The sequence below is a fragment of the Ensifer sp. ENS10 genome, from assembly GCF_014852025.1.
Classification (GTDB): Bacteria; Pseudomonadota; Alphaproteobacteria; order Rhizobiales; family Rhizobiaceae; genus Ensifer.
This window is the reverse complement of record NZ_JACVAS010000002.1, coordinates 1,181,988-1,204,017: the sequence shown is the minus strand read 5'-3', so window position 1 is coordinate 1,204,017 and position 22,030 is coordinate 1,181,988. Positions and strand designations below refer to the sequence as shown.

The window sequence follows — 22,030 nt, the reverse complement described above, 5'->3', positions numbered from 1 at the left end:
TTGCGTAAAGAAAAAATCGGCAATCAAAACAATCTTCTAATGTTTCTGTGTGCGGCGCAGCAACGATTGCGCATTGACAATTTGTCACGAGAAGTGAGTAATTGCCCATGAGCGAGGCAAATGCTCAATTCTTCTGGGAGGAAGTCGATGAACTTGAGAACTTTCCTGCTGGGCACGTGCTCGGCAGTCGCGCTGTCGGGTCTGGCCCAAGCAGAAACCCTGACGATCGCGACCGTGAACAACGGCGACATGATCCGGATGCAGAAGCTGACGGAGGATTTCACGTCCAAGAATCCGGACATTCAACTCGAGTGGGTGACGCTCGAGGAAAACGTGCTGCGCCAGCGCGTGACGACCGACATCGCCACCAAGGGCGGCCAGTACGACATCATGACGATCGGCACCTATGAAGTGCCGATCTGGGCGAAGCAGGGCTGGCTGCTGCCGCTCGACAATCTCGGCGCCGACTACGACGTCGACGACCTCCTGCCGGCGATCCGCTCCGGCCTGACCATCGACGGCAAGCTCTATGCTGCGCCGTTCTACGGCGAAAGCTCGATGGTGATGTACCGCAAGGACCTGTTCGAGAAGGCGGGGCTCACCATGCCCGACGCGCCGACCTGGGACTTCATTGCCGACGCGGCGCGCAAGATCACCGACAAGAACAATGAACTCTACGGCATCTGCCTGCGCGGCAAGGCCGGCTGGGGCGAGAACATGGCCTTCCTGACGGCGACCGCGAACGCCTTCGGCGCCCGCTGGTTCGACGAGAACTGGAAGCCGCAGTTCGATCAGCCGGAATGGAAGAACGCACTCGACTTCTACGTCAAGCTGATGAACGACGCCGGACCGCCCGGCGCTTCCTCGAACGGCTTCAACGAAAACCTGTCGCTGTTCCAGACCGGCAAGTGCGGCATGTGGATCGATGCGACGGTTGCGGCCTCCTTCGTCACCAACCCGAAGGAATCGACCGTTGCCGACAAGGTCGGCTTCGCGCTCGCTCCGGACACCGGCCTCGGCAAGCGCGGCAACTGGCTCTGGGCCTGGAACCTCGCGATCCCCGCCGGCTCGCAGAAGGTCGCTTCGGCCGAGAAGTTCATCGCCTGGGCAACCGGCAAGGACTATCTGAAGCTCGTGGCTGACAAGGAAGGCTGGGCGAACGTACCTCCGGGCACGCGAACCTCGCTCTACGCCAACCCCGAGTACCAGAAGGCGGCGCCGTTCGCGAAGATGACGCTCGACTCGATCAACGCGGCCGATCCGAAGAACCCGGCCGTCAAGCCGGTGCCCTATGTCGGCGTGCAGTTCGTGGCGATCCCTGAATTCCAGGGTCTCGGCACGGCGGTCGGCCAGCAGTTCTCGGCGGCCCTTGCCGGTCAGATGAGCGTCGACGATGCGCTTGCCAGCGCCCAGAAGCTGACCGAACGCGAAATGACCAAGGCCGGTTACATCAAATAGCGCTCCCAAGGGCCCGGGGTGCCGGCCGCAAATGGCTGGCGCCCCGGTAATTCCCGGAGGCGGCCACTGGGCTCGTGCGGACAAACGCGCCGGCCCGGCCCGATCTCGAAACAGCATTGAATTCCTTCATTGGGGGGACGCCATGGCGACCTTGCACACCCGCTCCGCCGCACGGCTGATGATCGCGCCTTCGGTGCTTCTGCTTCTGGCCTGGATGATCGTTCCGCTGGCCATGACCATCTACTTCTCGTTCCTGCGCTACAATCTGTTGATGCCGGGGATGGAGGAGTTCGCCGGCTTTTCGAACTACAGCTACTTCCTCACCGATCCCGCCTTCTTCCAGGCGATCTTCAACACGCTCGCGATCGTGCTCGGTGTGCTGTTCATCACCGTCGTCGGCGGCATCGCACTGGCGCTGTTGCTCGACCAGCCGATGTTCGGGCAGGGGATCGTGCGCATCCTGGTGATCGCGCCGTTCCTGATCATGCCGACGGTCGCCGCACTCGTCTGGAAGAACATGTTCATGAATCCGGTCAACGGGCTCTTCGCCTGGGTGGCCAAGCTCTTCGGGCTGCAGCCCTTCGACTTTCTCGCCAATGCACCGCTGATGTCGGTGATCCTGATCGTCGCCTGGCAATGGCTGCCCTTTGCGACGCTGATCCTTCTGACGGCCCTGCAGTCGCTCGATGAAGAGCAGAAGGAAGCCGCACAGATGGACGGCGCCGGCGCCTGGAGCCGCTTCATCTATCTGGTGCTGCCGCATCTCTCGCGCGCCATCACCGTGGTGATCCTGATCCAGACGATCTTCCTGCTCTCGGTCTTCGCCGAGATCCTGGTGACGACCAATGGCGGGCCGGGTACGCAGAGCACGAACCTCACCTTCCTCGTCTATGCGCAGGCCCTGCTGCAGTTCGACGTGGGCGGCGCATCCGCCGGCGGCATCATCGCCGTCATCCTCGCCAACATCGTCGCATTCTTCCTGATGCGCATGATCGGCAAGACGCTGGAGGCTTGAGAACCATGGCACGCAATGTCTCCACCCAAAGAAAGATCGTCGTTACCGTCGTCGCCTGGACGATCGGCATCCTGATCTTCTTCCCGATCCTCTGGACGTTCCTGACGAGCTTCAAGACCGAGGCCGAGGCGATCGCCTCGCCGCCGTCCCTGTTCTTCTTCGACTGGACGACGGAGAACTATCACGAGGTGCAGAGCCGATCGAATTACTTCCTGCACTTCATGAACTCGGTCGTCGTCTCCTTCGGCTCGACGCTGATCGGCCTGATCATCGCCATTCCGTCCGCCTGGGCGATGGCGTTCTCGCCGACCAAGCGCACCAAGGACGTCCTGATGTGGATGCTCTCCACCAAGATGATGCCGTCGGTCGGCGTGCTGGTGCCGATGTATCTGATGTTCCGCAACACCGGCCTGCTCGACACCCGTACCGGCCTCGTCATTGTGCTGACGCTGATCAACCTGCCGATCATCATCTGGATGCTCTACACCTACTTTAAGGAGATCCCCGGCGAAATCCTGGAGGCCGCCCGCATGGACGGCGCCTCGCTCTCCAAGGAGATCATCTATGTGCTGACGCCGATGGCGATCCCCGGCATCGCCTCGACGCTTCTGCTCAACATCATCCTCGCCTGGAACGAGGCGTTCTGGACGCTGAACCTCAGTGCCGCGAAAGCCGCGCCGCTGACTGCCTTCATCGCCTCCTATTCGAGCCCCGAAGGCCTGTTCTACGCCAAGCTCTCGGCCGCCTCGACCATGGCGATCGCCCCCATCCTCATACTCGGCTGGTTCTCGCAGAAACAGCTCGTACGCGGCCTCACCTTCGGCGCGGTCAAATAAGGGATACGACAATGGGAAGCATTACACTCAGCAAGGTTTCGAAGGTCTTCGGCGCCCATGCCGTCATCCCCTCGATCGACCTCGACATCAACAATGGCGAGTTCGTCGTCTTCGTCGGCCCGTCCGGTTGCGGAAAGTCGACGCTGCTCAGGCTGATCGCCGGCCTGGAAGATGTCAGCGACGGCGACATCGTCATCGATGGCAAGAACGCCACCGAACTGCCGCCGGCACAGCGCGGCCTGTCGATGGTGTTCCAGTCCTACGCGCTCTATCCGCACATGAGCGTGCGCTCGAACATCGCCTTTCCGCTGAAGATGGCGGGCGAGGACAAGGCCGTCATCGACAAGAAGGTGTCGGATGCGGCGCGCGTGCTGAACCTTACCGATTATCTCGACCGCAAGCCGCGGCAGCTTTCCGGCGGTCAGCGCCAGCGCGTCGCGATCGGCCGGGCGATCGTGCGCCAGCCGAAGGCCTTCCTGTTCGACGAGCCGCTGTCGAACCTCGATGCAGCGCTTCGCGTCAACATGCGGCTGGAGATCAGCCAGCTGCACCAGGACCTGAAGACGACGATGATTTACGTCACCCACGATCAGGTGGAGGCCATGACCATGGCCGACAAGATCGTGGTGCTCAATCGTGGGCGCATCGAGCAGGTCGGCTCGCCGCTCGACCTCTACCACAAGCCGGACAATCTGTTCGTCGCGGGCTTCATCGGTTCGCCGCGCATGAATATCGTCACTGGTCCTGCGGCTTCTGCCTATCAGGCGCATACGATGGGCATCCGCCCCGAGCATCTGGCGCTCTCCAAAGATAGTGGCAGCTGGCAGGGCACGGTCGGCGTCGCCGAACACCTCGGCTCCGACACCTTCCTGCACGTCAATGTCGACGACGGCATCGGCACGGTGACGGCGCGCGTCAGCGGCGACTTTGCCGTCACCCACGGCGATCGCGTGTTCCTGACGCCGGACCCACAGCGCGTCCACAGGTTCGACGACAAGGGGTTGGCAGTGCGATGAGAAGGCTCGAAGGTAAAAGCGCGCTGATCACCGGGTCTGCGCGGGGGATCGGCCGTGCCTTCGCGGAGGCTTATATCCGCGAAGGCGCCACGGTCGCGATCGCCGACATCAATATCGAACGGGCACGGCAGACGGCCTCCGAGATCGGTGCCGGCGCCTACGCGGTCGAGATGGACGTGACGCAGCAGGCATCGATCGATGCTGCGATCGCAGCGGTCGTCAGGCAAGCGGGCGGCCTCGATATCCTCGTCAACAATGCAGCACTCTTCGACCTTGCGCCGATCGTCGAAATCACCCGCGAAAGCTATGACCGGCTGTTTTCGATCAATGTTGCCGGCACGCTGTTCGCGCTGCAGGCGGCCGCAAAGCAGATGATCGCCCAGGGCAGGGGCGGCAAGATCATCAACATGGCGAGCCAGGCGGGCCGCCGCGGTGAAGCGTTGGTCGCGATCTATTGCGCCACCAAGGCGGCGGTCATCAGCCTTACCCAGTCGGCCGGCCTCAACCTCATCAAGCACGGCATCAACGTCAACGCGATCGCGCCCGGTGTGGTCGACGGCGAGCACTGGGACGGCGTCGACGCGCTGTTTGCCAAATACGAAAACCGCCCGCTCGGCGAAAAGAAGAAGCTGGTTGGCGCGGAGGTGCCCTATGGGCGCATGGGAACGGCCGAGGACCTGACCGGAATGGCGATCTTCCTCGCCTCAGCCGAGAGCGACTACGTCGTCTCGCAGACCTACAACGTCGACGGCGGCAACTGGATGAGCTGAGCCTGCGCAGCCGGTGAAGCCTCGAAAGGATACGGGATCATGACGACCAAACTCTCACTTGCCGCCCTCGACACGATCAAGGCCAAGGCCGGCGTGCCGAACTACGACCGGTCGCAATTGACGGCGGGGATCGTGCATTTTGGCGTCGGCAACTTCCATAGGGCGCACCAGGCCGTCTATCTCGACGATCTCTTCAATGCCGGCCACGACCGGGATTGGGCCATCATCGGTGCCGGCGTACTTGCCTCCGATGCAACGATGCGGGCGAAACTCGCGGCGCAGGATTTCCTGACGACGGTCGTCGAGCAGGACAACAACCGCACCGGCGCCCATATCACCGGCGCGATGATCGACTACCTGGAACCAGGCGACATCCCGGCGATCATCGCGAGGCTGACCGATCCGGCGATCCGCATCGTGTCGCTGACGATCACCGAAGGCGGTTATTTCATCGATCCGGCGTCGGGTGTATTCAACCCGACCCATCCGGCAATCGTCGCCGACGCGCAGAACCCGGCTGCTCCGAAGACCGTGTTCGGACTGATCGTCGCCGGCCTGAAAGCGCGCCGCGACAAGAACGTTCCGCCCTTCACCGTGATGTCCTGCGACAACATTCCCGGCAATGGCGAGGTCACGCATGCCGCTGTTTCCGGCCTTGCTCGGCTCGTCGATGCTGATTTCGCTGACTGGATCGATGCCAATGTCGCTTTCCCGAACGGCATGGTGGACCGGATCACGCCGGCAACCGGCACACGTCAAATCGGCATTGTCGCCGACGATTACGGCATAGAGGACGCCTGGCCGGTGTTCTGCGAGGAATTCAAGCAATGGGTGCTTGAAGACCATTTCCCGCTCGGCCGTCCGGCGCTGGAGAAGGTCGGCGTCCAGTTCGTGCCCGACGTCGCGCCGTACGAACACATGAAGATCCGCATCCTCAACGGCGGCCATGCGGCGATCGCCTATCCGGCGGCTCTGCTCGACATTCATTTCGTGCATGAGGCGATGGAAGAGCCGCTGATCCGTGCCTTTCTTGCCAAGCTTGAACATGACGAGATCATTCCGGTCATTCCGCCCGTGCCGAACACCGATCTCGGCGATTACTACAAGCTGATCGAGACGCGCTTTGCCAATCCGAAGATCGGTGACACGATCCCGCGTCTGGCGCAGGACGGTTCCAACCGCCAGCCGAAATTCATCCTGCCGTCGACGGCCGATCGCCTAGCGCGCGGCGAAGATGTCGTCGGTCTGTCGCTGGTTTCGGCACTGTGGTGCCGCTACTTCGCCGGCACGTCCGACAGCGGCAAGGCGATCGTCTTCAACGACCAGAGCGCCGACCGGCTGAACAAGGCGGCGCTTGCTGCCAAGAACGATCCGGTGGCCTTCCTGGAGTTCGGCGATATCTTCGGCGATGTCGCGCGCTCCGATCTCTTCCGCCGCCGTTTCAGCCATGCATTGAAAACCCTCTGGGAAAGGGGTACGCGCGCTACGCTCCAGCTTTATCTGGACGACAAGCTCACCGCATAATTCCCTGGATCACATCGAACCAGGGACGAGATTATGCGCCAATTCAAAGCGTTACAGCGACCTTGGCGCCTTATATCGCGCGTAGCTGTAAGGGGTAGGGTGCGATGGCGGACACAGCGTCCAGGCTGGTGATTTTCGATTGCGACGGCGTGCTTGTCGATAGCGAGCCGATCTCGCTGGAAGTGCTGGTGGACGTGCTCTCGGCCGCCGGCGTTCCGATGACCGCCGAGGAGGCGACGGAACGATTTCTCGGGCGCAGCCTGAAAAGCATGTCGGCGATCCTCCACGACGAATATGGCCTCGCCACCGACGATGCCTTCCTCGAGGGCATGCGCCTTCGTCTTTATCAGCGCTTCCGCACCGAATTGCAGCCGATTGCAGGAATTCGCGAAGCGGTCGAAGGGCTCGAGGGCGCGTGCTGCGTCGCCTCGTCCAGCCAGCCGGAACGCATCCGCCTGTCGCTGACCGTCACCGGGCTCATTGACCTCTTCGAGCCCAATATCTTCTCCGCCACCATGGTGAAACACGGCAAGCCGGCGCCTGATCTCTTCCTGCATGCGAGCCGCGTAATGGGTTTCGCGCCCAGGGATTGCGTCGTCGTCGAGGACAGTCCGGCGGGTATCGAAGCGGCGAAGGCGGCGGGCATGCGGGTCTTCGCCTTTGCCGGCGGCAGCCATGCCCGATCCGACAGGCACCGCCAAAGTCTCGCGAATCTCGGTCCCGACGTGCTGTTTGACGACATGGGCGAATTGTTACAGTTTGTCCGCCGATAGCAGGGACAAGAGGGGCGGGACTTTCATTGATGCGTGAATTCGTCGTTGCGGTCGATGTCGGCACCGGCAGTGCGCGCGCCGGTATCTTTGACCGGAAGGGCACGCTGCTTGCGCGTGCCGACCTGCCGATTGCCATGAACCGGCCGGAAGAAAACCACGCCGAACATGATTCTGAGGATATCTGGCGCGCCGTCTGCGGCGCGGTCAAGGCGGCCAAGGACAAGGCCGGGATCGCCGCTGAAAGCGTTGCCGCGATCGGCTTCGACGCCACCTGCTCGTTGGTGGTGCGCGACAGCGAAGGCGAGCCGCTATCCGTCAACCGCAAGGGCGAGGCGCGCTGGGACACGATCGTCTGGCTCGACCATCGGGCGCTCGCCGAGGCAGATTTCTGTACGGCGACCGGCCATCCGGTGCTCGACTTCTCCGGCCGCGTCATGTCGCCGGAAATGGAAATGCCGAAGCTGATGTGGCTGAAGCGCAACCTGCCGCAACAATGGCAGAAGGCGGGTTTCTTCTTCGACCTGGCCGACTATCTTTCCTGGCGAGCGACGGGAAGCGCTGCTCGCTCGCGCTGCACGCTGACAGCGAAGTGGAATTATCTGGCGCATGAGAAGCGCGGCTGGCAGCCGGACTATCTCGAAAAGATCGGGCTTGAAGATCTCATCGAACGCGGCGGACTACCGGAAGAAACGCTGCCGATCGGAAGCTCGATCGGTCATTTGAGCGCTGCGGCCGCCGCAGAGCTTGGGCTCGACGAAGCCTGCCAGGTGGCGCCGGGTCTGATCGACGCCTATGCCGGTGCGCTCGGCGTCGTCGGCGAGTTTATCGGGAAGCCGGAGAAGCTCGAAAAACAACTCGCGTTGATCGCCGGTACATCGAGCTGCATTGTCGCCTTTTCCAAGGATATGAAGCCGGGCTTCGGCATGTGGGGCCCCTATTACGAAGCGGTTCTTCCGGGCGCCTGGCTGATCGAGGGCGGGCAATCGGCGACAGGTGCGCTGCTCGACCATATCGTGCGGCTGCATGGCGGCGGCATTGAACCGACGGCAGAGACCCACGGCTGGATCATCGCCCGGGTGCAGGAACTGCGCGCCGAGCAGGGCGCCGCTTTTGCCGATCGCCTGCATGTGCTTCCCGATTTCCACGGCAACCGCTCTCCGCTCGCCGACCCGCATGGGCTCGGGGTTATCAGCGGCTTGCCGCTCGATTCCTCCTTCGATGCGCTCTGCCGTCTCTATTGGCGCACCTGCGTCGCGATCGCGCTCGGCATCCGTCACATCCTGGAGATGATGCGCGAGGTCGGCTACCAGCTCGACACGCTGCACGTCACCGGCGGCCACGTGCGCAACGCGCTTCTGATGGAGCTCTACTGCGATGTGACCGGCTGCCGCGTGGTTGCGCCGCAGGCACCGGACGCGGTGCTGCTCGGTACGGCGATGGCAGCTGCGGTTGCCGGCGGCATCCACCGGGATCTCGCCGCCGCAGGGGCGGAAATGGCGTCGGAGGGGCACGAGCGCCTGCCGAACGCAAGTGCTCGCGGCACCTATGACCGCGATTACCGCCGCTTCCTGGCGCTCTACCGCCATCGTGACGAACTCGACAGGATGCAGTGAAGCGGTAGGCCGAAACGGTCAGGGCGGGTGCTTGGAACCTTTTGCCCCGTCGCGCATTCTGTTTGCGACCGGACGGTGGCGCGCATAGCCCCCAATGCCGCGCCGGAGGCAGACCGCCGGCCTACAACTCACACTCCCCGAGTGAGTTGCACATACCAGCCAGTGCCTTCCCTCGGCACTGGCTGTCGTGTTTCCGGGGTAAGCCAAAGAGATGCTGCGGGAAATGTGAAACGGCGGGGTGAGGCCGGCTGACATGAAGTCGCGCCGGCGAGTGTGCCTCCGCGCGAATATCGGGAAGTGGCGCAAATATCAGGAACGGCTGATTTCGGGAAAACCGGCCATTCGCCGCTTCGACGAAACGGTAAAATGGACTACGGCGTCGCGGCCCTGTGTGACGCGCGACGCTGTAGCCCTTTGAATGACCTGCATGTTCTTGCCTTTGACCGGCTGCGATCAAAGGGAACATGCAGGTTGCACTCAGGCCGCCGCCTTGGTCGATTCGTTGAAGAACAACGCCTGACTGATCAGTGCCTTGACCATATCCGGGTTGAACGGCTTGGTGACCAGGAAGGTCGGTTCCGGCCGCTCGCCGGTCAGGAGCCGTTCCGGGAAAGCGGTGATGAAGATCACCGGAATGGCGCTCGTCTTCAGGATGTCGTTGACCGCGTCGATGCCTGAGCTGCCGTCGGCGAGCTGGATATCGGCAAGCACCATGCTTGGCCGCGTCCTCTTGTAGAGGGCGATCGCTTCGTCGCGCGTCCGGGCGATGCCGGTGACCCGATGGCCGAGGCTTTCGACCATCTGTTCGATATCGATGGCGATCAGCGGTTCGTCCTCGATGATCATGATATCGGTCGCGACCTGGCGCGAGATTTCCTGCGAGGCGCGGTCGAGCAGGCTGCCGACCTTATCGGTGGACACGTCGAGAACCTCGGCGGCCTCCTCGGGACGGAAACCTTCGACCGAGACCAGCAGGAAGGCCTGGCGGGCAAGGGGCGAAACGGTTGCGAGATTGATCGATGCGCGCTGTTCCCAGGCAAAAGGCGAGATCGGTTCCGGCACAAGCACGGACGAGGAACCGAAAAGTGAGGTGAAGAGCCGGAACAGGCCAACGCGATCATTGCTCGCTTCCGGGAAAATCGACGTGTCGGCGATCAGCGCTTCGAGAACGGCAGCGACATAGGCGTCGCCTGATGTCTGCGAGCCGGTCAGCGCGCGCGAATAGCGGCGCAGATACGGCAGAAGCGGTGCTATCCGCGTGGACAATGTCATAGGGGAACTCCCTCGGGTATCTTTCTACGGTGACGTTGCGAGAACGCCGGACGTAAAAAAAGGTTCCGCGAGGGAACATTTCAATTTTCTGCTGCGTTATGGCGGCTATGGACACTCGAAGGCGACAGTTTGACAATGAAATATAAAACAGGGGCAGGGCGGACTACCGGCACGACCTTATGGACAGAAGACCCAAATGCGCAGATCGCAGCAAAGCTGAAAGCGCTTTATCAGTCCGTGCAGGAAGAGGCGATACCCGCGCGTTTTCTCGATCTTCTGGAAAAGCTCGACGCAGCCGAGCAGCAATCGGCGCTGCAGGGCAGGGAGTAAGTGCCAGAATGTCGTCCGAAAAAAATGATTTCAAGCGAGAGATGCTTGCCGCCTTGCCGAGCCTGCGTGCCTTCGCCATGTCGTTGATCGGTCGCCACGACCGTGCCGACGATCTGGTGCAGGACACGATCATGAAGGCCTGGGCGAAGCAGGACCATTTCGAGATGGGCACCAATATGAAGGCCTGGCTCTTCACGATCCTGCGCAACGAGCTCTACAGCCAGATGCGCAAGCGCGGGCGCGAGGTGCAGGACACCGACGGTCACTTCACCGAGTCGCTGGCCCATCATCCCGAGCAATACGGCTCGCTCGACCTGCAGGATTTCCGGCGCGCGCTCGAGATGCTGCCGCCGGACCAGCGCGAAGCGATCATCCTGGTCGGAGCTTCCGGCTTCTCCTACGAGGAGGCGGCGACGATCTGCGGCTGTGCCCTTGGCACGATCAAGAGCCGGGTCAACCGCGCGCGTCAGCGGCTGCAGGATATCCTGCAGGTGAAGGGTGAAAACGACTACGGGCCGGATGAAACCTCGGCTCCGATCACGTCGCGGGCCTTCATCTCCTGAGGGAAGAATTTCGGGCAGGACACCGTTGCAAAAGTGGCGGTGTCCTGCTTTCACTGGCGGCTTGAGCCCAAGGGGGACACGCCGTGACGGCTGGCATCGACTGACGAATGCGCAGTGATGACGATTTTGGGGCGAGACGCTCCAGAATCGAGCGGGATGCGGGTGGATCGCCAGGGCTTCCTCATCTCGTTCAGATTGAGAATTGAGACCGTATGCACGTGAGGACAGAGAAAACGGACCCGCCCGTGACGAAGCTGCTCGACGCGCCCGAGCGTCTTGGCGTTCTGCATGCGACCGTCCCCGACATGGCCATCCCGGATCGGGATTTCGACGGGATCGTCGAAATTGCTGCCGGGCTTTTCGACGCTCAGATCGCACTGGTGACGCTGATCGACCGCGAATGGCAGTGGTTCAAGGCGGCCGTCGGTACCGACGAGACCCGTGCTCCCTCCGAAGAGGCGTTTTGCCCGCATGTGACGGCGGCGGCCGACGCCAGCCTCGTCGTGCTCGACGCTTCGACCGATCCGCGGTTCGCGCGCCACCGACAGGTCAAGGGGCCGCCATTTCTGCGCTTCTATGCCGGTGCGCCGATCGTGCTCGACGGGCAGGCAGTGGGCACGGTTTGTGTGTTCGACGACAAGCCGCGCGCTGAGGTGTCGCAACCGCTCATCCACCAATTATGCCGGCTTGCCGCGCTCGCAGCCTCGCTCTTCAAGGTCAAGGACGAAGCCCGTCGGCGCGCTCTAAAGGAGGCGGCGTTGTCGCGCGAGGAGCAGCGGCACGCGATGGCGCTCGAAGCGGCCAACATCGGCAGCTGGCTTTGGGATATCCGCTCAGGTGCGATCGCCGGCAACAGCGCATTGAAACGTATGTTCGGACTTTCGGCCGAGCGTTCGGTTGGCGTCCGGGACATCTTCGGCGCGATCCACGTCGACGACCGCGGCGCGACTTTCGCCAAGCTTCGCCAGGCGATGAAGGCTGACGATGAATATGACGGCATGTTCCGCATTGGCGATACCGGTCGCTGGCTGCTTGGCCGCGGCCGCGTGCACGACCGTGACGGCAAGGGCAATCCGCTTACGTTCATCGGCGTGACGATCGATGTCACCGACCAGCAGGCTTCGGCGCAGCGCACTCGGCTCCTGCTCAAGGAGCTCAATCATCGGGTCAAGAACACACTGGCCATGCTGCAATCGCTTGCGCGCCAGACGCTTCGCCAGACGAGCGACCCGGCCGAATTCATGACCGCGTTTGCCGGCCGCTTGCAGGCGATCTCCGAGGCGCATGGTCTGCTCTCTGATCACGAGTGGGGCACCATCCGGCTTGCCGACCTGATCGCCAAGCAACTGCTGCCGCATGTGAGCGCCTATGCGGACCAGATCGAACTGCACAAGGACGAAGTGTCGCTTGGTCCCGACCAGGCCGTCGGCCTCGGGCTGGTCCTGCACGAGCTTGCAACCAACGCCGTGAAATACGGATCGCTGTCGGTGCCGAAAGGCAAGGTGGTATTGACGGCGCGAAACGTCGTCGAAGACGGCGACACCGTTCTTCATCTCACCTGGACCGAGGTTGGTGGGCCGCCGGTGCGCGAGCCAAAGCGGCGCGGCTTCGGCTCCATCCTCATCGAGCGCAGCCTCGACAAGGTGCTGGGTAGTTCGGTGAAGGTGGAGTATCTCCCCGCCGGGGTCACAGCGCTGATCCGGTTGCCGCTCTAACGGGATCGCACCCGCCATTGAGACGACTGACTTGCTGCGTGCATCAGTCGTCGTGTTTGCGTCCGCGTCGCTTGCCGGTGCCGAGAAGCGCGCCGATCGCAACAGCCGTCGCGACGGCGAGAAGCGGCTGTTTGCGCAGGATGCCGGCGGCCGCGAGCAGGGTCAGATTGGTCTGCATTTGCGTGCGACGGCGGCGTTCTTCCTGGCGCCGCCGGTCACGGTTCTGCAGAGACATGAGGATGCCAACCAGCACCAGCGCGGTGGCGACAAGCGCCCCGGCGATTGCAGCCGCGGCCGCGACCGGGGAATAGCGCGCGCTGAGATAAAGGAAGGCGGCGGCTAGCGCGAAGACATAGGCGGTGACGAGCAACAGCCCTATGACGCTCCATAGGGCTGCGTTGCGCTTCACACGAGAGGCGGCGGCGCTGATATCGGCGGCCAAGAGGCTGGCCAGGGCGGCCGTCAATGGTCCCATGCGTTACTCCCCGTCGTGATAGGGCCTCTTAGGCTAGGTCGGGATACGGGCGGAAAACCTATCTGTTTTTCCTCATCTCGTTCGAAACCGCGAGCCGTTGCCCGCGGGTCCGGTTCGACCGACTGCAAATCAGCGCCGAAGCAGCGCCGCCACCGCGAGCCCAATCAGGGCGGCGGCGCCGAGCGTGGCGATGGGATGCTCGCGAACGGCGTGGCGGACCTGTTTTTCTGTGCCGGCATAACGGTCGCGAAGTTCGGCCAGCAGGTCTTCGCCGCTTGCCAGCAATTCGCTGATGCCGGCTTCGGCCTGTTCACGGGCGTCCTGTGCCTTGCCACGTGCCTGCTTTGAGGCGGCCGCTCCACGATCGGCCAGCAATGCGACGAGCGTTGCCACATCACTGCGCAACTCGCCCAGTTGTTCTTCGATGGAGATATCGGCGAGCTTGCCGTTGCTTTTTGTCGATCGCGAGCTCGAGCCGGAGAAGAGGCTAGGCGCCATGATGGATACTCCCTTTCACGCATGCGCCGGCCGCGAACGGTCGGCGCAGTCTGACGGTACCGGCGAGCACAACTAGAGGCCCTTGCCGGCGCTTCGGGAGAACAACGCACAAGTGCGGAAATTGTTTCGATAAATCTTGGTGTTGAGGCTTGAGAAATCCGGAAGCCCCAACAGGCATCTACCGGGTCCTCGGGCGTGGCGTCAGAGCGATGCTGTCTGCGGCAGGACGAACGGCACGTGCGGCGCCGGTGCGACACCCACCTGCATGCGGCAGCCGAAGACGGCTTCCATCGTCTCGTCGGTCAGAACCTCGCGCGGCGTGCCGCAGGCGCGGACCTTGCCGGCTTTCATCATCACCATTCGGTCGGCGAACATGGCCGTCAGGTTGAGGTCGTGCATCACTGCGACGACCCCGCCGCCGCGTTCGCAGAACTTGCGGGCGAGCTGCATGATCCCGAGCTGGTGGCGGATATCGAGGCTCGACACCGGTTCGTCGAGCAGCAGGTAGCGCGGCTCGCCGTCGATGACCGGATCGGTGATCTGGCAGAGGACGCGGGCAAGCTGCACGCGCTGCTGCTCGCCGCCCGACAGTTCCTGGTAGAAGCGTCCGGCAAAGCCGGCCAGGTCCACCGCTTCCAACGCCTCGGCCGTGACCCGGTCGTGCACGGCGGGATCCACATTGGCACCGGCGGCAAGACCCAATCTCACGACCTCGCGCACGGTGAAGGGGAAGGAGATGACCGTAGACTGGGGCAGCACGCCGCGCATCAGCGCGAGCTCCCATGGCTTCAGCCCCCGCAGGTCGCGGCCATTGATGCGGATCGTTCCGCTCGACGGCGAAAGCTCCCCGGAGATCGCCTTCAGCGTCGTGGTCTTGCCGGAGCCGTTCGGGCCGACGATGGCGGTCAGTGCGCCGGGCAGCGCCTCGAGCGACACGCCGTGGATGACGGGTCGCCCGCCAAGGCGAACGGAGAGATTGGAAACGTTGATCATGGTTTCGCTCAGAGTCCCATGTTCGAACGGCCGCGCAGCAGGATCCAGAGGAAGAACGGCGCGCCGATAAAGGCGGTAACGATGCCGATCGGCAGTTCCGCCGGAGAGACGATGGTGCGGGCGATCATGTCGGCGAGGATCAACAGCGTGCCGCCGAGCAGCGCCGAGGTGGGCAGCAGGTAGCGATGATCGGGACCGATGACGAGCCGCAGCAGGTGCGGAACCACGATGCCGACGAAGCCGATGCCGCCGCTGACCGCAACGGATGCGCCGGTCGCCGCGGCGACACTGACGATCGCAATGTTCTTCAGCCGCTGGACAGGAATGCCCATATGGAAGGCGGCCGCTTCGCCGAGCGTGATGGCATTCAGCCCGCGCGCCAGGAAAGGGGTAACCGCGAGCGAAGCGAGGATGATCGGCGCTGCAGCCAGGATCTTCGTCCAGTTGGCCCCCGCCAGCGAGCCGAGCCCCCAGAAGGTCAGGTCGCGCAATTGCTTGTCGTCGGCTCTGAAGACGAGAACGCCGGTGACCGCACCGGTCAGCGCGCCGAGCGCAATGCCGGCGAGCAGCAGCGTGGCAATCGACGTCTGGCCGCCGCGGGTGGCGATACGGTAGAGCAGCAGCGTCGTGACGAGGCCGCCGACGAAGGCTGCTACCGGCAACGCATAGAAGCCGAACAGCGCGAAGAGCGGCCCGAAGGCGGCGGTTCCGAGCACAATCAGCAGCACGGCGCCGAGGCTCGCGCCTGAGGACACGCCGACGAGGCCGGGATCGGCCAGCGGATTGCGGAAAAGGCCCTGCATGACGACGCCGGAAACCGCGAGCGAAGCGCCGACGAGCATGCCGAGCACGGCGCGCGGCAGGCGGATATCGAGAATGATGATGCGGTCGCGGATGCTCAGGGCCTGATCGGCCTCACCCATCAGCCAGCGCCAGACGTTGGCGAGCGATGCATCGGCGGCACCGGTCATGATCGAGCCGACGAAGGTCGCGACCGCAAGCGCGATGAGGGCGACGATGACGAGACGTGCCAGCCGGGACCGGTTGCCCGAGCGCCACTCGTTGCGGATATCGGCGGCAAAAGCGGTCAGGCGCATGCCGCGGGCCAATGCCTCACTGCGAGGCATTGGCCTTCTTCCCGTAGATTGCGGCATTCAGTTCGCGGACGGCGCTTGCGGTGCGCGGGCCGAAGCCGAGCAGGTGCAGGCCGTCCATGCGGATCAGCGCCTTGTTCTTGGCGGCAGGGGTAAGGCTGAGCGCCGGCAGGGCGAAGAGTTCGTCCGCCTCGGCGGAATGTTCGCCGCCGCGGTCCATCATCAGGACGACATCTGGCTTGGCCTCGATTATCGCCTCGTCGGTCAGGGCCTTGTAGCCGGGGAAGGTGCCGACCGCGTTGATGGCGCCCGAGAGCTCGATGATGCCGTTGGCCGCGGTTCCCTGTCCCGATGCCATGACCTTGCCGCCCTGCGTGCTCAGGATGAAGAGCACACGCTTGCGTTCGGCTTCCGGACGGGCGGCATTCTCGGAGACTGCCGCATCGAGATCGGCTTCGACGCTCTTTGCCAGGGTTTCGGCCTTTTCCTCGACACCGAGGAAGGTGCCGACCGCACGGATCTTGGCGGGGATGCCGGCCTTGTCAAAGGCCTCGGGCACGCTGGTAAAGGCGATGTTCGCTTCCTTTAGCACCGCCAACGCCTCCGGCGGACCGCTGCCTTCGACGGCGATGATTGCGCTCGGGTTGGCAGCGATGATGCCTTCCGGTGCGAGCTGGCGCATGTAGCCGACATCCGGCAGCGCCTTTGCCGCTTCCGGATAGGTGCTGGTGGAATCGCGACCGACGAGGCGACCTTCCTCGCCGAGCGCATAGATGATCTCGGTTATCGCTCCGCCGACCGATACGACGCGCGAGACGTCGGCCTTCTGCATGTCCTCGGCCATCGCCGGCCGGATGAAGGAGGGGGCACCGGGTGCCACCGCTGGCAACAGGAAGGGAGCCGAAAGCGCGAAGGCGGCGAGCGCCAGTTCCCAGCGGCGAAGGCGACGGAAGTCGAGACCCTTGATCATCTGAGTGTCCTATCCTGTCCTCAGGCGGCGACAGTCGTGTCGAGACGCGGCAGGCCTTCGGCGATGGAGCGCCATTCCGGCCGTTCCGCGAGACCCTCTTTCCGCTTGCCGAAGAACTGGATGATCATCTCGCCCTTGGCGTCGAGCGCCTCGATCGAAGTGACATGGCCGTCGGCCGTCGGCTTGCGTACGGCCCAGAGTTCGGCGATGTGATCGGTGCGCAGATGCAGATGGAAAGTCGGGTCCATGACGTTCAGCCACGGGCCCATCGGCGCGATCTTGGCAATCGGACCGGAATGGATCTGGATCATGCCGCGGTTGCCGACAAAGCACATGATCGGCAGTTCGATTTCGGCGCTCGCGCGCATCATCGCTTCGATGCTGGAGGGGTCGAGCTGCCAGGCGAAATCCTCGCCGATGTTGCTGAGCGCCTGGCGACGGCCGATCTTCAGCTTGCGCAGCATGCCGTGGAACTGGTGCGTGTCCGTCATCTTCGTCCAGCGGTCGCGCAGTTCGACGACATCGACCACGGTTTCCGGCTTGTCGTCGGCTGCCGGCACGCTCACGTCGGCGCTGAAGTCCTGCGTCTGGTCGGCAAGGCGGAAGTCCGAGACGATCTTGTCATAGGCCGCAACATCCGATTCCGGGCGCAGATGCACCTTGTGCACGGCATTGCCCCACTTGTCGAAGAACTGCAGGCTCTTGCGGGCTTCACCCTGGTCGTCTGTCTTCGTCACGGCGAAAGCGTGTGCCCAGGCGCTCGGGAAGACCCGGAGGTCGATCTGCTCGCCGAGCACGATGCTCGCCATCTCGCCCGTGGTGATCTTCTCGTAAACGCCGATCTTCTCGTGGACCGCGCTTTCGTTGCGGGTCAGCGCCATGACTTCGCCGAGTTCCTCGACGCGAGAGAGGAAGCGGTTGGCATCGGCATCGATGCGCACGGCGGTCAGCCCACATTCGGCAGCAACGAGAGCGGCTTCGGAAACACCGAGCTGGGCTGCGATATCACGCTCGCGCATCTTCGGGTTCTCGGCGCGGTAGGCGCGGATTTCGGAAGCAGTGGGGCGGAGGCTCTCGGTCATTTTCATCTGCCTATTTGTTCAGGATCAGTTTGCCTTGGCGGGTGATCTTCATGCGGTAGATCGCGCCGTCGTGGGAAATGAGGATCTCGTTTTCGCTGCCGAAAAGTTCGCGACTTTCGATAATCCGCTGCGTGCGCCCGGCCAGGATCGGCGGCTCGGATGGGCGTGCAAGGTCACTGTCGTTGGTCACTGCGTTTGGCCGTTTCGAGAGGGCAGGCCGCGCTGTTTTTCCAGCATTTCCTGCCATGCAATTCGTTTACTATCTTGACTTCATTACTCATATTTATTTATGGACGCAATACCGGACTTATGCACTCAAGTTAGTTATTGCCGGCTTGTGGACAAGGGCGTGCGGACCTCGTTCGGTGGTTCGCTGCAACCTTTGGGGTGATGTCGATATGAAGTTTTCCAGCCTTCCAGTTGTTTCCGCTGCTCTTGCGGCCCTTATCGCTGCGGGCAGTGTCAACGCCCAGGAGGCTGTGCCCGCCGCCGGGCTGACGATCGAGTTGAACGACGTCGCGCCGTCGCAGAAGGGTTGCAAGCTCACCTTTGTCGCCGGCAACGCGCTTGCGCTGTCGCTGAGCAAGGTTTCCTTCGAGTTCGTGATCTTCGATCAGAAGGGCCTCGTCGAGCGCGTGGCCGTGCTTGACTTCCGCGATCTGCCTGCCGGCAAGACCAAGGTTCGCCAGTTTGATCTCCCCGGCACCAACTGCGATGCGGTGAAGAGCCTGCTGATCAATGATGCGCCGGCCTGCGTCGGCAACGGCGTGCAGCCGGGCGCCTGCATGAGCGGGATCAAGACCGGCTCGAAATCGGCGGTGGAACTCAAGGGCTAAGCCGCTCCTTCGGAGCGTGAAGTTTGCGCCGCCCGGTGCGGCGAAGGTAAGGCTGTAATGAAGCGTATCGTCATCTGGGCTGGGGCCGCCATCATCTCGCTTGCAACGCATGGCGTCGTGCTTGCTACCTTGTTTGGCCCAAGGCCGCCGGAAAAAGAGCATGCCCTCATGCTCGGCGGAGAGGCGACCGAGGTCGCGATCCTTGGCGATGCCTTTGAAGAGACACTACAATCCGGCGATCCCGCGGAGATCGTCGAGCCGACCGAGGACGTTCCGGATGAGGTCAAGCCGGAGGAGATATCGCCCCTCGAAGATCTCACGTCGACAACTCAGGAAATCGTTGCCGAACAGCCGCATGATCTGACCGCGACCGAGGCTGACGTGATTTTGCCGGCTGAAGAGATGCCGACCCTTCAGGTCGCCGAGGCCGTCGTGACGGCGAGTGTTGCGCCGGTCGAAACCGTGGTGCCTGAAGAAAAGCCCGAGATCGAAGAGCCCAAGAAGGAGAAGGTTGAAAAGCCGGAACCGAAGAAGGAGCCGGTCAAGAAGAAGAAAGTGACCCGCAAGAAGACGGGTGACAAGGGCGAGCAGGCGCAGAACCAGGTCAAGGGCAAGCAGGACGGCCAGGAAAGCGGCAGTGCCGCAGCCGCGACCGGCAATAGCCGCGCATCGGAGGTCGGCAATGCCAATATGGAAAATTATGACGGCAAGGTCCGCAGGAAGATCATGCGGAGATTCAAGGTGCCGTCTTCGGCAAGGCGCGAAGGCGTTTCCGGCACGGCGACCGTCCGCTTCACATTGACCGCCAACGGTGAATTGACGCGGGTAAACGTCGCCGGCAGCTCAGGTTCTCCCGCCATCGACGACGCAGCCGTCGATGCCGTGCGCAATGCGGCGCCGTTCCCGGCCTTTCCTGCCGGGGGGCCGAGCTCCAAATCCTTCATCGTTCCGATGGTTGCCAGCGTCCGCTGAGGCGGGCGCCGTTCCGTACGCCTTGTCGTGCGGGCCGGGATTTGGCGAAAGAAATATGATGAAAAAACTCATGTTTATACTTTACTCGGATTATCAAGTTTAATAGGTTGCCCTCGTCACGCAGCCGAAGGGCGTGTGTCGAGATGATGTCCCGATGCGACCGGCTGCCTGTGAAGGCCCTTGTCGCACGATCACGCGGAGAGGATTGCATGCGCGGCAAGCGTCACCAGAATGCGGCGAAAAATGGCAAGGGTCGTTCGGGTTCAGAACCGACCGAAGCCCGCCAGGAGGCCGGCAAGGCAACGCTCGAAGGGCGCAGTTTTCTCTATGTCGGCGGCCGCGATTGTCAGGTGGCGCATCTGCGCGAAATCGCCAGTTCCTTTGGCGCCGAGCTGCTTCACCATGATGGCGGTCTGCGCGAAGCCGTCTCGCGGATCGACCGGGTGCTGCCATCGGTCGACTGCGTCTTCTGCCCGATCGACTGCATCAGCCATGACGCATGTCTTCGCGTGAAGACCGGCTGCAAGAAGTGGGGCAAGGCCTTCGTGCCGCTGCGCAACGGCTCGAAATCGAGCCTGGAGCGGGCACTTCAGGACCTCACCGCCAGCCGCGACGAGCGGTAACCCTCCCAAGACAAGACGAGAGTTTGCACAATGAACGAAGAACGTCCTGACCTGTGCATGATGATCGGTCTGCACAAGCTGGCGGCGCAGCATGGCGATGGCCTGGTGCCTGAACTCTACGAGATCCTGACGCGCCGCGCGCGCATGCTGGACGACGCCAACGTCGCCGAGTTTCCAACCTGGCAGACGCGCCCGCCGGTTCGCGACCCTCTCGGTCTTGCAGAGCCGAAGGAAGGAACTATTCTCGCCTTTCCGCGGGCTGCAAACGATGCCGCCCGCAAGAGGGAAAGCGCCTAAGAGCAGCTCCAGGAAAAGTGCGAAGCGGTTTTCCGTCCGGAATTATGCAGTAGTTCAAAGGTCGCTGTAGGAGAGCATGATGTTCGTAGCCATGAATCGTTTCCGTATCGCCATCGGCCATGAAGAGGCCTTCGAGGCCGTGTGGAAAGGGCGCGATTCCAGCCTGTCTGAGATGCCCGGTTTCGTTTCCTTCCACCTGCTGCGCGGCGACAGCGTGCCGGAGGAGGGCTACACACTCTTCGTTTCGAATTCGGTCTGGAAGGACAGGGATTCGTTTTCAGCCTGGACGAAGTCGGAGAATTTTCGCGCGGCGCACAGGAATGCCGGCGAGAACAAGGCGATGTATCTCGGTCCGCCGAAGTTCGAAGGTTTTTCGGCAGTCGAAGGCGCCTGATCAGGCGGCCTCGCGCGCGATCTGCCGCGTAATGTTTTGATTTTACATGCCATTTACCTCCCAAATGGGTCCATTCGGGAGGTGAATTTTTTCTCAGGCTGACTTTTGCGGCAGGAAGGCGCCGAGGGAAACGGCAAGCCAGCCCGCCATAATCGTCGTGCCGCCGAGCGGAGCGGACATCGGGAACAGGCCGTGACCCGAGATGTGGCGCATGGCGAGATCCGCCGAGAACAGCGCCGTTCCAACTGCAATCAGCAAGGCCGCAGCGGCCGCCGTGCGAAAGCTCGGCCAGGCTGCGTAGAGCGCGATCAAGGCCGGGGCATGCGCCAGGCACATCGCGGAAATGCCGGCGAGCAATCTTGGATCGTCGCCGTGCGAAGCGGCGGCCGCGCTGACAACGCCGGTCAGGCCCATCAAACCGGCAACAAAAAGCGTCGTTGCGCGAAATCCGCTGTGCGACATCACGGCTATTCCTTGTTCTGCATATGAAGGGCGAGGCGGGTGATCGGGTCGAGAATGATCTGCCTCAGCTTCGGATGGGCGATCGCTTCTTCAAGCGCTCGGGTAAAGCAGAGCAGCCATTCGTCACGCTCCTCGGGGCCGATCTCGGCGACGAAATGGCGGCGGCGCAGCATCGGATGGCCGCGCTTCTCGACATAAATAGGCGGTCCACCAAGCCAGCCGGTCAGGTACTCGTAGAATTTCTCTTCACTGCCCGAAAGGTCGGGCGGATGCACGGCGCGGCATCGTGCCGCTTCCGGCAGCGTGTCCATCAGCTCGTAGAAGCGGCGGGTCAGCGCGCGAACCGTCGGGTCGCCGCCGATCGCTTCGTAGAGGGTCGTGGTTTCCGTTTCCGCCATGCTCGCGTCCTTCATTCCCTGCGGTCCTAGCGTGCGGCGACGGGGCGGACA

At 62.9% G+C, this 22,030-nt stretch carries 26 protein-coding genes; 16 read left to right on the top strand and 10 right to left on the bottom strand.

What is annotated here, in order from left to right; genetic code table 11:
* The first annotated feature begins 147 nt into the window (after positions 1-147).
* From IB265_RS12815 to IB265_RS12780, 8 genes are all read left to right on the top strand, one after another.
* The gene (locus IB265_RS12815) at positions 148-1,458 is read left to right on the top strand and encodes a sugar ABC transporter substrate-binding protein (RefSeq protein ID WP_057249059.1); all 1,311 of its coding nucleotides are present in this window, start codon (positions 148-150) and stop codon (positions 1,456-1,458) included.
* Between the two features lie 142 nt (positions 1,459-1,600).
* Complete coding sequence (locus tag IB265_RS12810; protein ID WP_057249060.1) at positions 1,601-2,473, top strand: carbohydrate ABC transporter permease; 873 nt, start codon at positions 1,601-1,603, stop codon at positions 2,471-2,473.
* 5 nt (positions 2,474-2,478) lie between these two features.
* The gene (locus tag IB265_RS12805) at positions 2,479-3,309 is read left to right on the top strand and encodes a carbohydrate ABC transporter permease (RefSeq protein WP_057249061.1); all 831 of its coding nucleotides are present in this window, start codon (positions 2,479-2,481) and stop codon (positions 3,307-3,309) included.
* Positions 3,310-3,320: 11 nt separating this feature from the next.
* Positions 3,321-4,325, top strand: a complete 1,005-nt coding sequence (locus IB265_RS12800; RefSeq protein ID WP_057249062.1) for an ABC transporter ATP-binding protein — start codon at positions 3,321-3,323, stop codon at positions 4,323-4,325.
* Positions 4,322-5,095: an L-iditol 2-dehydrogenase gene (locus IB265_RS12795; RefSeq protein WP_057249063.1), complete on the top strand. Its 774-nt coding sequence runs from the start codon at positions 4,322-4,324 to the stop codon at positions 5,093-5,095. Before IB265_RS12800 ends, IB265_RS12795 begins: the two co-directional genes overlap by 4 nt.
* Before the next feature lie 39 nt (positions 5,096-5,134).
* Positions 5,135-6,619, top strand: a complete 1,485-nt coding sequence (locus IB265_RS12790; RefSeq protein WP_057249064.1) for a mannitol dehydrogenase family protein — start codon at positions 5,135-5,137, stop codon at positions 6,617-6,619.
* A gap of 104 nt (positions 6,620-6,723) precedes the next feature.
* Positions 6,724-7,392, top strand: coding sequence for an HAD family phosphatase (locus IB265_RS12785; RefSeq protein ID WP_057249065.1), 669 nt, complete (start codon positions 6,724-6,726; stop codon positions 7,390-7,392).
* A gap of 29 nt (positions 7,393-7,421) precedes the next feature.
* Positions 7,422-9,005: an FGGY-family carbohydrate kinase gene (locus IB265_RS12780; RefSeq protein ID WP_057249066.1), complete on the top strand. Its 1,584-nt coding sequence runs from the start codon at positions 7,422-7,424 to the stop codon at positions 9,003-9,005.
* A 477-nt stretch (positions 9,006-9,482) separates the two neighbouring features.
* Here IB265_RS12780 and IB265_RS12775 read toward each other — a convergent pair whose 3' ends face one another.
* Positions 9,483-10,277, bottom strand: coding sequence for a response regulator (locus tag IB265_RS12775; protein ID WP_057249067.1), 795 nt, complete (start codon positions 10,275-10,277; stop codon positions 9,483-9,485).
* A 135-nt stretch (positions 10,278-10,412) separates the two neighbouring features.
* Between IB265_RS12775 and IB265_RS12770 the strand changes: the two genes are divergently transcribed.
* The 3 genes from IB265_RS12770 (at position 10,413) to IB265_RS12760 (ending at position 12,885) form a co-directional block, all read left to right on the top strand.
* Positions 10,413-10,607 (top strand): NepR family anti-sigma factor, encoded by a 195-nt coding sequence (locus tag IB265_RS12770; protein ID WP_058320782.1) that lies wholly within the window; start codon positions 10,413-10,415, stop codon positions 10,605-10,607.
* Between the two features lie 8 nt (positions 10,608-10,615).
* Positions 10,616-11,170 carry an RNA polymerase sigma factor gene (locus IB265_RS12765; protein ID WP_057249069.1) on the top strand — a complete coding sequence of 185 codons (555 nt, stop codon included), beginning with the start codon at positions 10,616-10,618 and terminating at the stop codon, positions 11,168-11,170.
* A gap of 212 nt (positions 11,171-11,382) precedes the next feature.
* The gene (locus tag IB265_RS12760) at positions 11,383-12,885 is read left to right on the top strand and encodes a sensor histidine kinase (RefSeq protein WP_057249070.1); all 1,503 of its coding nucleotides are present in this window, start codon (positions 11,383-11,385) and stop codon (positions 12,883-12,885) included.
* Between the two features lie 43 nt (positions 12,886-12,928).
* Here the strand turns inward: IB265_RS12760 and IB265_RS12755 are convergent, their stop codons facing one another.
* From IB265_RS12755 to hemP, 7 genes are all read right to left on the bottom strand, one after another.
* Positions 12,929-13,360, bottom strand: coding sequence for a hypothetical protein (locus tag IB265_RS12755; protein ID WP_057249071.1), 432 nt, complete (start codon positions 13,358-13,360; stop codon positions 12,929-12,931).
* 129 nt (positions 13,361-13,489) lie between these two features.
* Positions 13,490-13,858 (bottom strand): YqjD family protein, encoded by a 369-nt coding sequence (locus IB265_RS12750; RefSeq protein WP_057249072.1) that lies wholly within the window; start codon positions 13,856-13,858, stop codon positions 13,490-13,492.
* Positions 13,859-14,059: 201 nt separating this feature from the next.
* A complete protein-coding gene (locus tag IB265_RS12745) occupies positions 14,060-14,851 on the bottom strand; it encodes a heme ABC transporter ATP-binding protein (RefSeq protein WP_057249073.1) in 792 nt (263 codons plus the stop codon).
* Positions 14,852-14,859: 8 nt separating this feature from the next.
* Entirely contained in the window at positions 14,860-15,978 is a 1,119-nt protein-coding gene (locus tag IB265_RS12740; RefSeq protein WP_057249074.1) for an iron ABC transporter permease, read from the bottom strand.
* Entirely contained in the window at positions 15,965-16,915 is a 951-nt protein-coding gene (locus tag IB265_RS12735; protein ID WP_058320788.1) for a hemin ABC transporter substrate-binding protein, read from the bottom strand. The genes IB265_RS12740 and IB265_RS12735 overlap by 14 nt, the downstream gene beginning before the upstream one ends.
* Positions 16,916-16,935: 20 nt before the next feature.
* Entirely contained in the window at positions 16,936-17,997 is a 1,062-nt protein-coding gene (locus IB265_RS12730; protein ID WP_057249129.1) for a hemin-degrading factor, read from the bottom strand.
* Positions 17,998-18,007: 10 nt separating this feature from the next.
* The gene (hemP, locus tag IB265_RS37740) at positions 18,008-18,244 is read right to left on the bottom strand and encodes a hemin uptake protein HemP (RefSeq protein WP_156414599.1); all 237 of its coding nucleotides are present in this window, start codon (positions 18,242-18,244) and stop codon (positions 18,008-18,010) included.
* A 151-nt stretch (positions 18,245-18,395) separates the two neighbouring features.
* Between hemP and IB265_RS12720 the strand changes: the two genes are divergently transcribed.
* The 5 genes from IB265_RS12720 to IB265_RS12700 all read left to right on the top strand — a co-directional run bounded on the left by IB265_RS12720 (position 18,396) and on the right by IB265_RS12700 (position 21,119).
* Positions 18,396-18,833 (top strand): hypothetical protein, encoded by a 438-nt coding sequence (locus IB265_RS12720; RefSeq protein ID WP_057249076.1) that lies wholly within the window; start codon positions 18,396-18,398, stop codon positions 18,831-18,833.
* 57 nt (positions 18,834-18,890) lie between these two features.
* A complete protein-coding gene (locus IB265_RS12715; RefSeq protein ID WP_057249077.1) occupies positions 18,891-19,805 on the top strand; it encodes a cell envelope integrity protein TolA in 915 nt (304 codons plus the stop codon).
* Between the two features lie 209 nt (positions 19,806-20,014).
* On the top strand, positions 20,015-20,428 hold the full coding sequence (locus IB265_RS12710) for a DUF2325 domain-containing protein (protein WP_057249078.1): 414 nt from the start codon (positions 20,015-20,017) through the stop codon (positions 20,426-20,428).
* Positions 20,429-20,458: 30 nt separating this feature from the next.
* Positions 20,459-20,725 (top strand): hypothetical protein, encoded by a 267-nt coding sequence (locus IB265_RS12705; protein ID WP_057249079.1) that lies wholly within the window; start codon positions 20,459-20,461, stop codon positions 20,723-20,725.
* 79 nt (positions 20,726-20,804) lie between these two features.
* On the top strand, positions 20,805-21,119 hold the full coding sequence (locus tag IB265_RS12700) for an antibiotic biosynthesis monooxygenase (protein ID WP_057249080.1): 315 nt from the start codon (positions 20,805-20,807) through the stop codon (positions 21,117-21,119).
* A gap of 93 nt (positions 21,120-21,212) precedes the next feature.
* Here the strand turns inward: IB265_RS12700 and IB265_RS12695 are convergent, their stop codons facing one another.
* Positions 21,213-21,581: a DUF423 domain-containing protein gene (locus IB265_RS12695; protein ID WP_057249081.1), complete on the bottom strand. Its 369-nt coding sequence runs from the start codon at positions 21,579-21,581 to the stop codon at positions 21,213-21,215.
* Between the two features lie 5 nt (positions 21,582-21,586).
* Positions 21,587-21,979: a globin gene (locus tag IB265_RS12690; RefSeq protein ID WP_057249082.1), complete on the bottom strand. Its 393-nt coding sequence runs from the start codon at positions 21,977-21,979 to the stop codon at positions 21,587-21,589.
* Between the last annotated feature and the right edge of the window lie 51 nt (positions 21,980-22,030).

Bases quoted from the DNA above. Each gene is read 5' to 3' on its own strand.
- IB265_RS12790 (WP_057249064.1), top strand. From the start codon at position 5,135: ATGACGACCAAACTCTCACTTGCCGCCCTCGACACGATCAAGGCCAAG.
- IB265_RS12785 (WP_057249065.1), top strand. From the start codon at position 6,724: ATGGCGGACACAGCGTCCAGGCTGGTGATTTTCGATTGCGACGGCGTG.
- IB265_RS12745 (WP_057249073.1), bottom strand. From the start codon at position 14,851: ATGATCAACGTTTCCAATCTCTCCGTTCGCCTTGGCGGGCGACCCGTC.
- IB265_RS12775 (WP_057249067.1), bottom strand. From the start codon at position 10,277: ATGACATTGTCCACGCGGATAGCACCGCTTCTGCCGTATCTGCGCCGC.
- IB265_RS12780 (WP_057249066.1), top strand. From the start codon at position 7,422: ATGCGTGAATTCGTCGTTGCGGTCGATGTCGGCACCGGCAGTGCGCGC.
- IB265_RS12710 (WP_057249078.1), top strand. From the start codon at position 20,015: ATGCGCGGCAAGCGTCACCAGAATGCGGCGAAAAATGGCAAGGGTCGT.
- IB265_RS12730 (WP_057249129.1), bottom strand. From the start codon at position 17,997: ATGACCGAGAGCCTCCGCCCCACTGCTTCCGAAATCCGCGCCTACCGC.
- IB265_RS12755 (WP_057249071.1), bottom strand. From the start codon at position 13,360: ATGGGACCATTGACGGCCGCCCTGGCCAGCCTCTTGGCCGCCGATATC.
- IB265_RS12740 (WP_057249074.1), bottom strand. From the start codon at position 15,978: ATGCCTCGCAGTGAGGCATTGGCCCGCGGCATGCGCCTGACCGCTTTT.
- IB265_RS12765 (WP_057249069.1), top strand. From the start codon at position 10,616: ATGTCGTCCGAAAAAAATGATTTCAAGCGAGAGATGCTTGCCGCCTTG.
- IB265_RS12715 (WP_057249077.1), top strand. From the start codon at position 18,891: ATGAAGCGTATCGTCATCTGGGCTGGGGCCGCCATCATCTCGCTTGCA.
- IB265_RS12770 (WP_058320782.1), top strand. From the start codon at position 10,413: ATGAAATATAAAACAGGGGCAGGGCGGACTACCGGCACGACCTTATGG.
- IB265_RS12810 (WP_057249060.1), top strand. From the start codon at position 1,601: ATGGCGACCTTGCACACCCGCTCCGCCGCACGGCTGATGATCGCGCCT.
- IB265_RS12750 (WP_057249072.1), bottom strand. From the start codon at position 13,858: ATGGCGCCTAGCCTCTTCTCCGGCTCGAGCTCGCGATCGACAAAAAGC.
- hemP (WP_156414599.1), bottom strand. From the start codon at position 18,244: ATGGCAGGAAATGCTGGAAAAACAGCGCGGCCTGCCCTCTCGAAACGG.
- IB265_RS12695 (WP_057249081.1), bottom strand. From the start codon at position 21,581: ATGTCGCACAGCGGATTTCGCGCAACGACGCTTTTTGTTGCCGGTTTG.
- IB265_RS12815 (WP_057249059.1), top strand. From the start codon at position 148: ATGAACTTGAGAACTTTCCTGCTGGGCACGTGCTCGGCAGTCGCGCTG.
- IB265_RS12700 (WP_057249080.1), top strand. From the start codon at position 20,805: ATGTTCGTAGCCATGAATCGTTTCCGTATCGCCATCGGCCATGAAGAG.
- IB265_RS12720 (WP_057249076.1), top strand. From the start codon at position 18,396: ATGAAGTTTTCCAGCCTTCCAGTTGTTTCCGCTGCTCTTGCGGCCCTT.
- IB265_RS12805 (WP_057249061.1), top strand. From the start codon at position 2,479: ATGGCACGCAATGTCTCCACCCAAAGAAAGATCGTCGTTACCGTCGTC.
- IB265_RS12690 (WP_057249082.1), bottom strand. From the start codon at position 21,979: ATGGCGGAAACGGAAACCACGACCCTCTACGAAGCGATCGGCGGCGAC.
- IB265_RS12800 (WP_057249062.1), top strand. From the start codon at position 3,321: ATGGGAAGCATTACACTCAGCAAGGTTTCGAAGGTCTTCGGCGCCCAT.
- IB265_RS12760 (WP_057249070.1), top strand. From the start codon at position 11,383: ATGCACGTGAGGACAGAGAAAACGGACCCGCCCGTGACGAAGCTGCTC.
- IB265_RS12795 (WP_057249063.1), top strand. From the start codon at position 4,322: ATGAGAAGGCTCGAAGGTAAAAGCGCGCTGATCACCGGGTCTGCGCGG.
- IB265_RS12705 (WP_057249079.1), top strand. From the start codon at position 20,459: ATGAACGAAGAACGTCCTGACCTGTGCATGATGATCGGTCTGCACAAG.
- IB265_RS12735 (WP_058320788.1), bottom strand. From the start codon at position 16,915: ATGATCAAGGGTCTCGACTTCCGTCGCCTTCGCCGCTGGGAACTGGCG.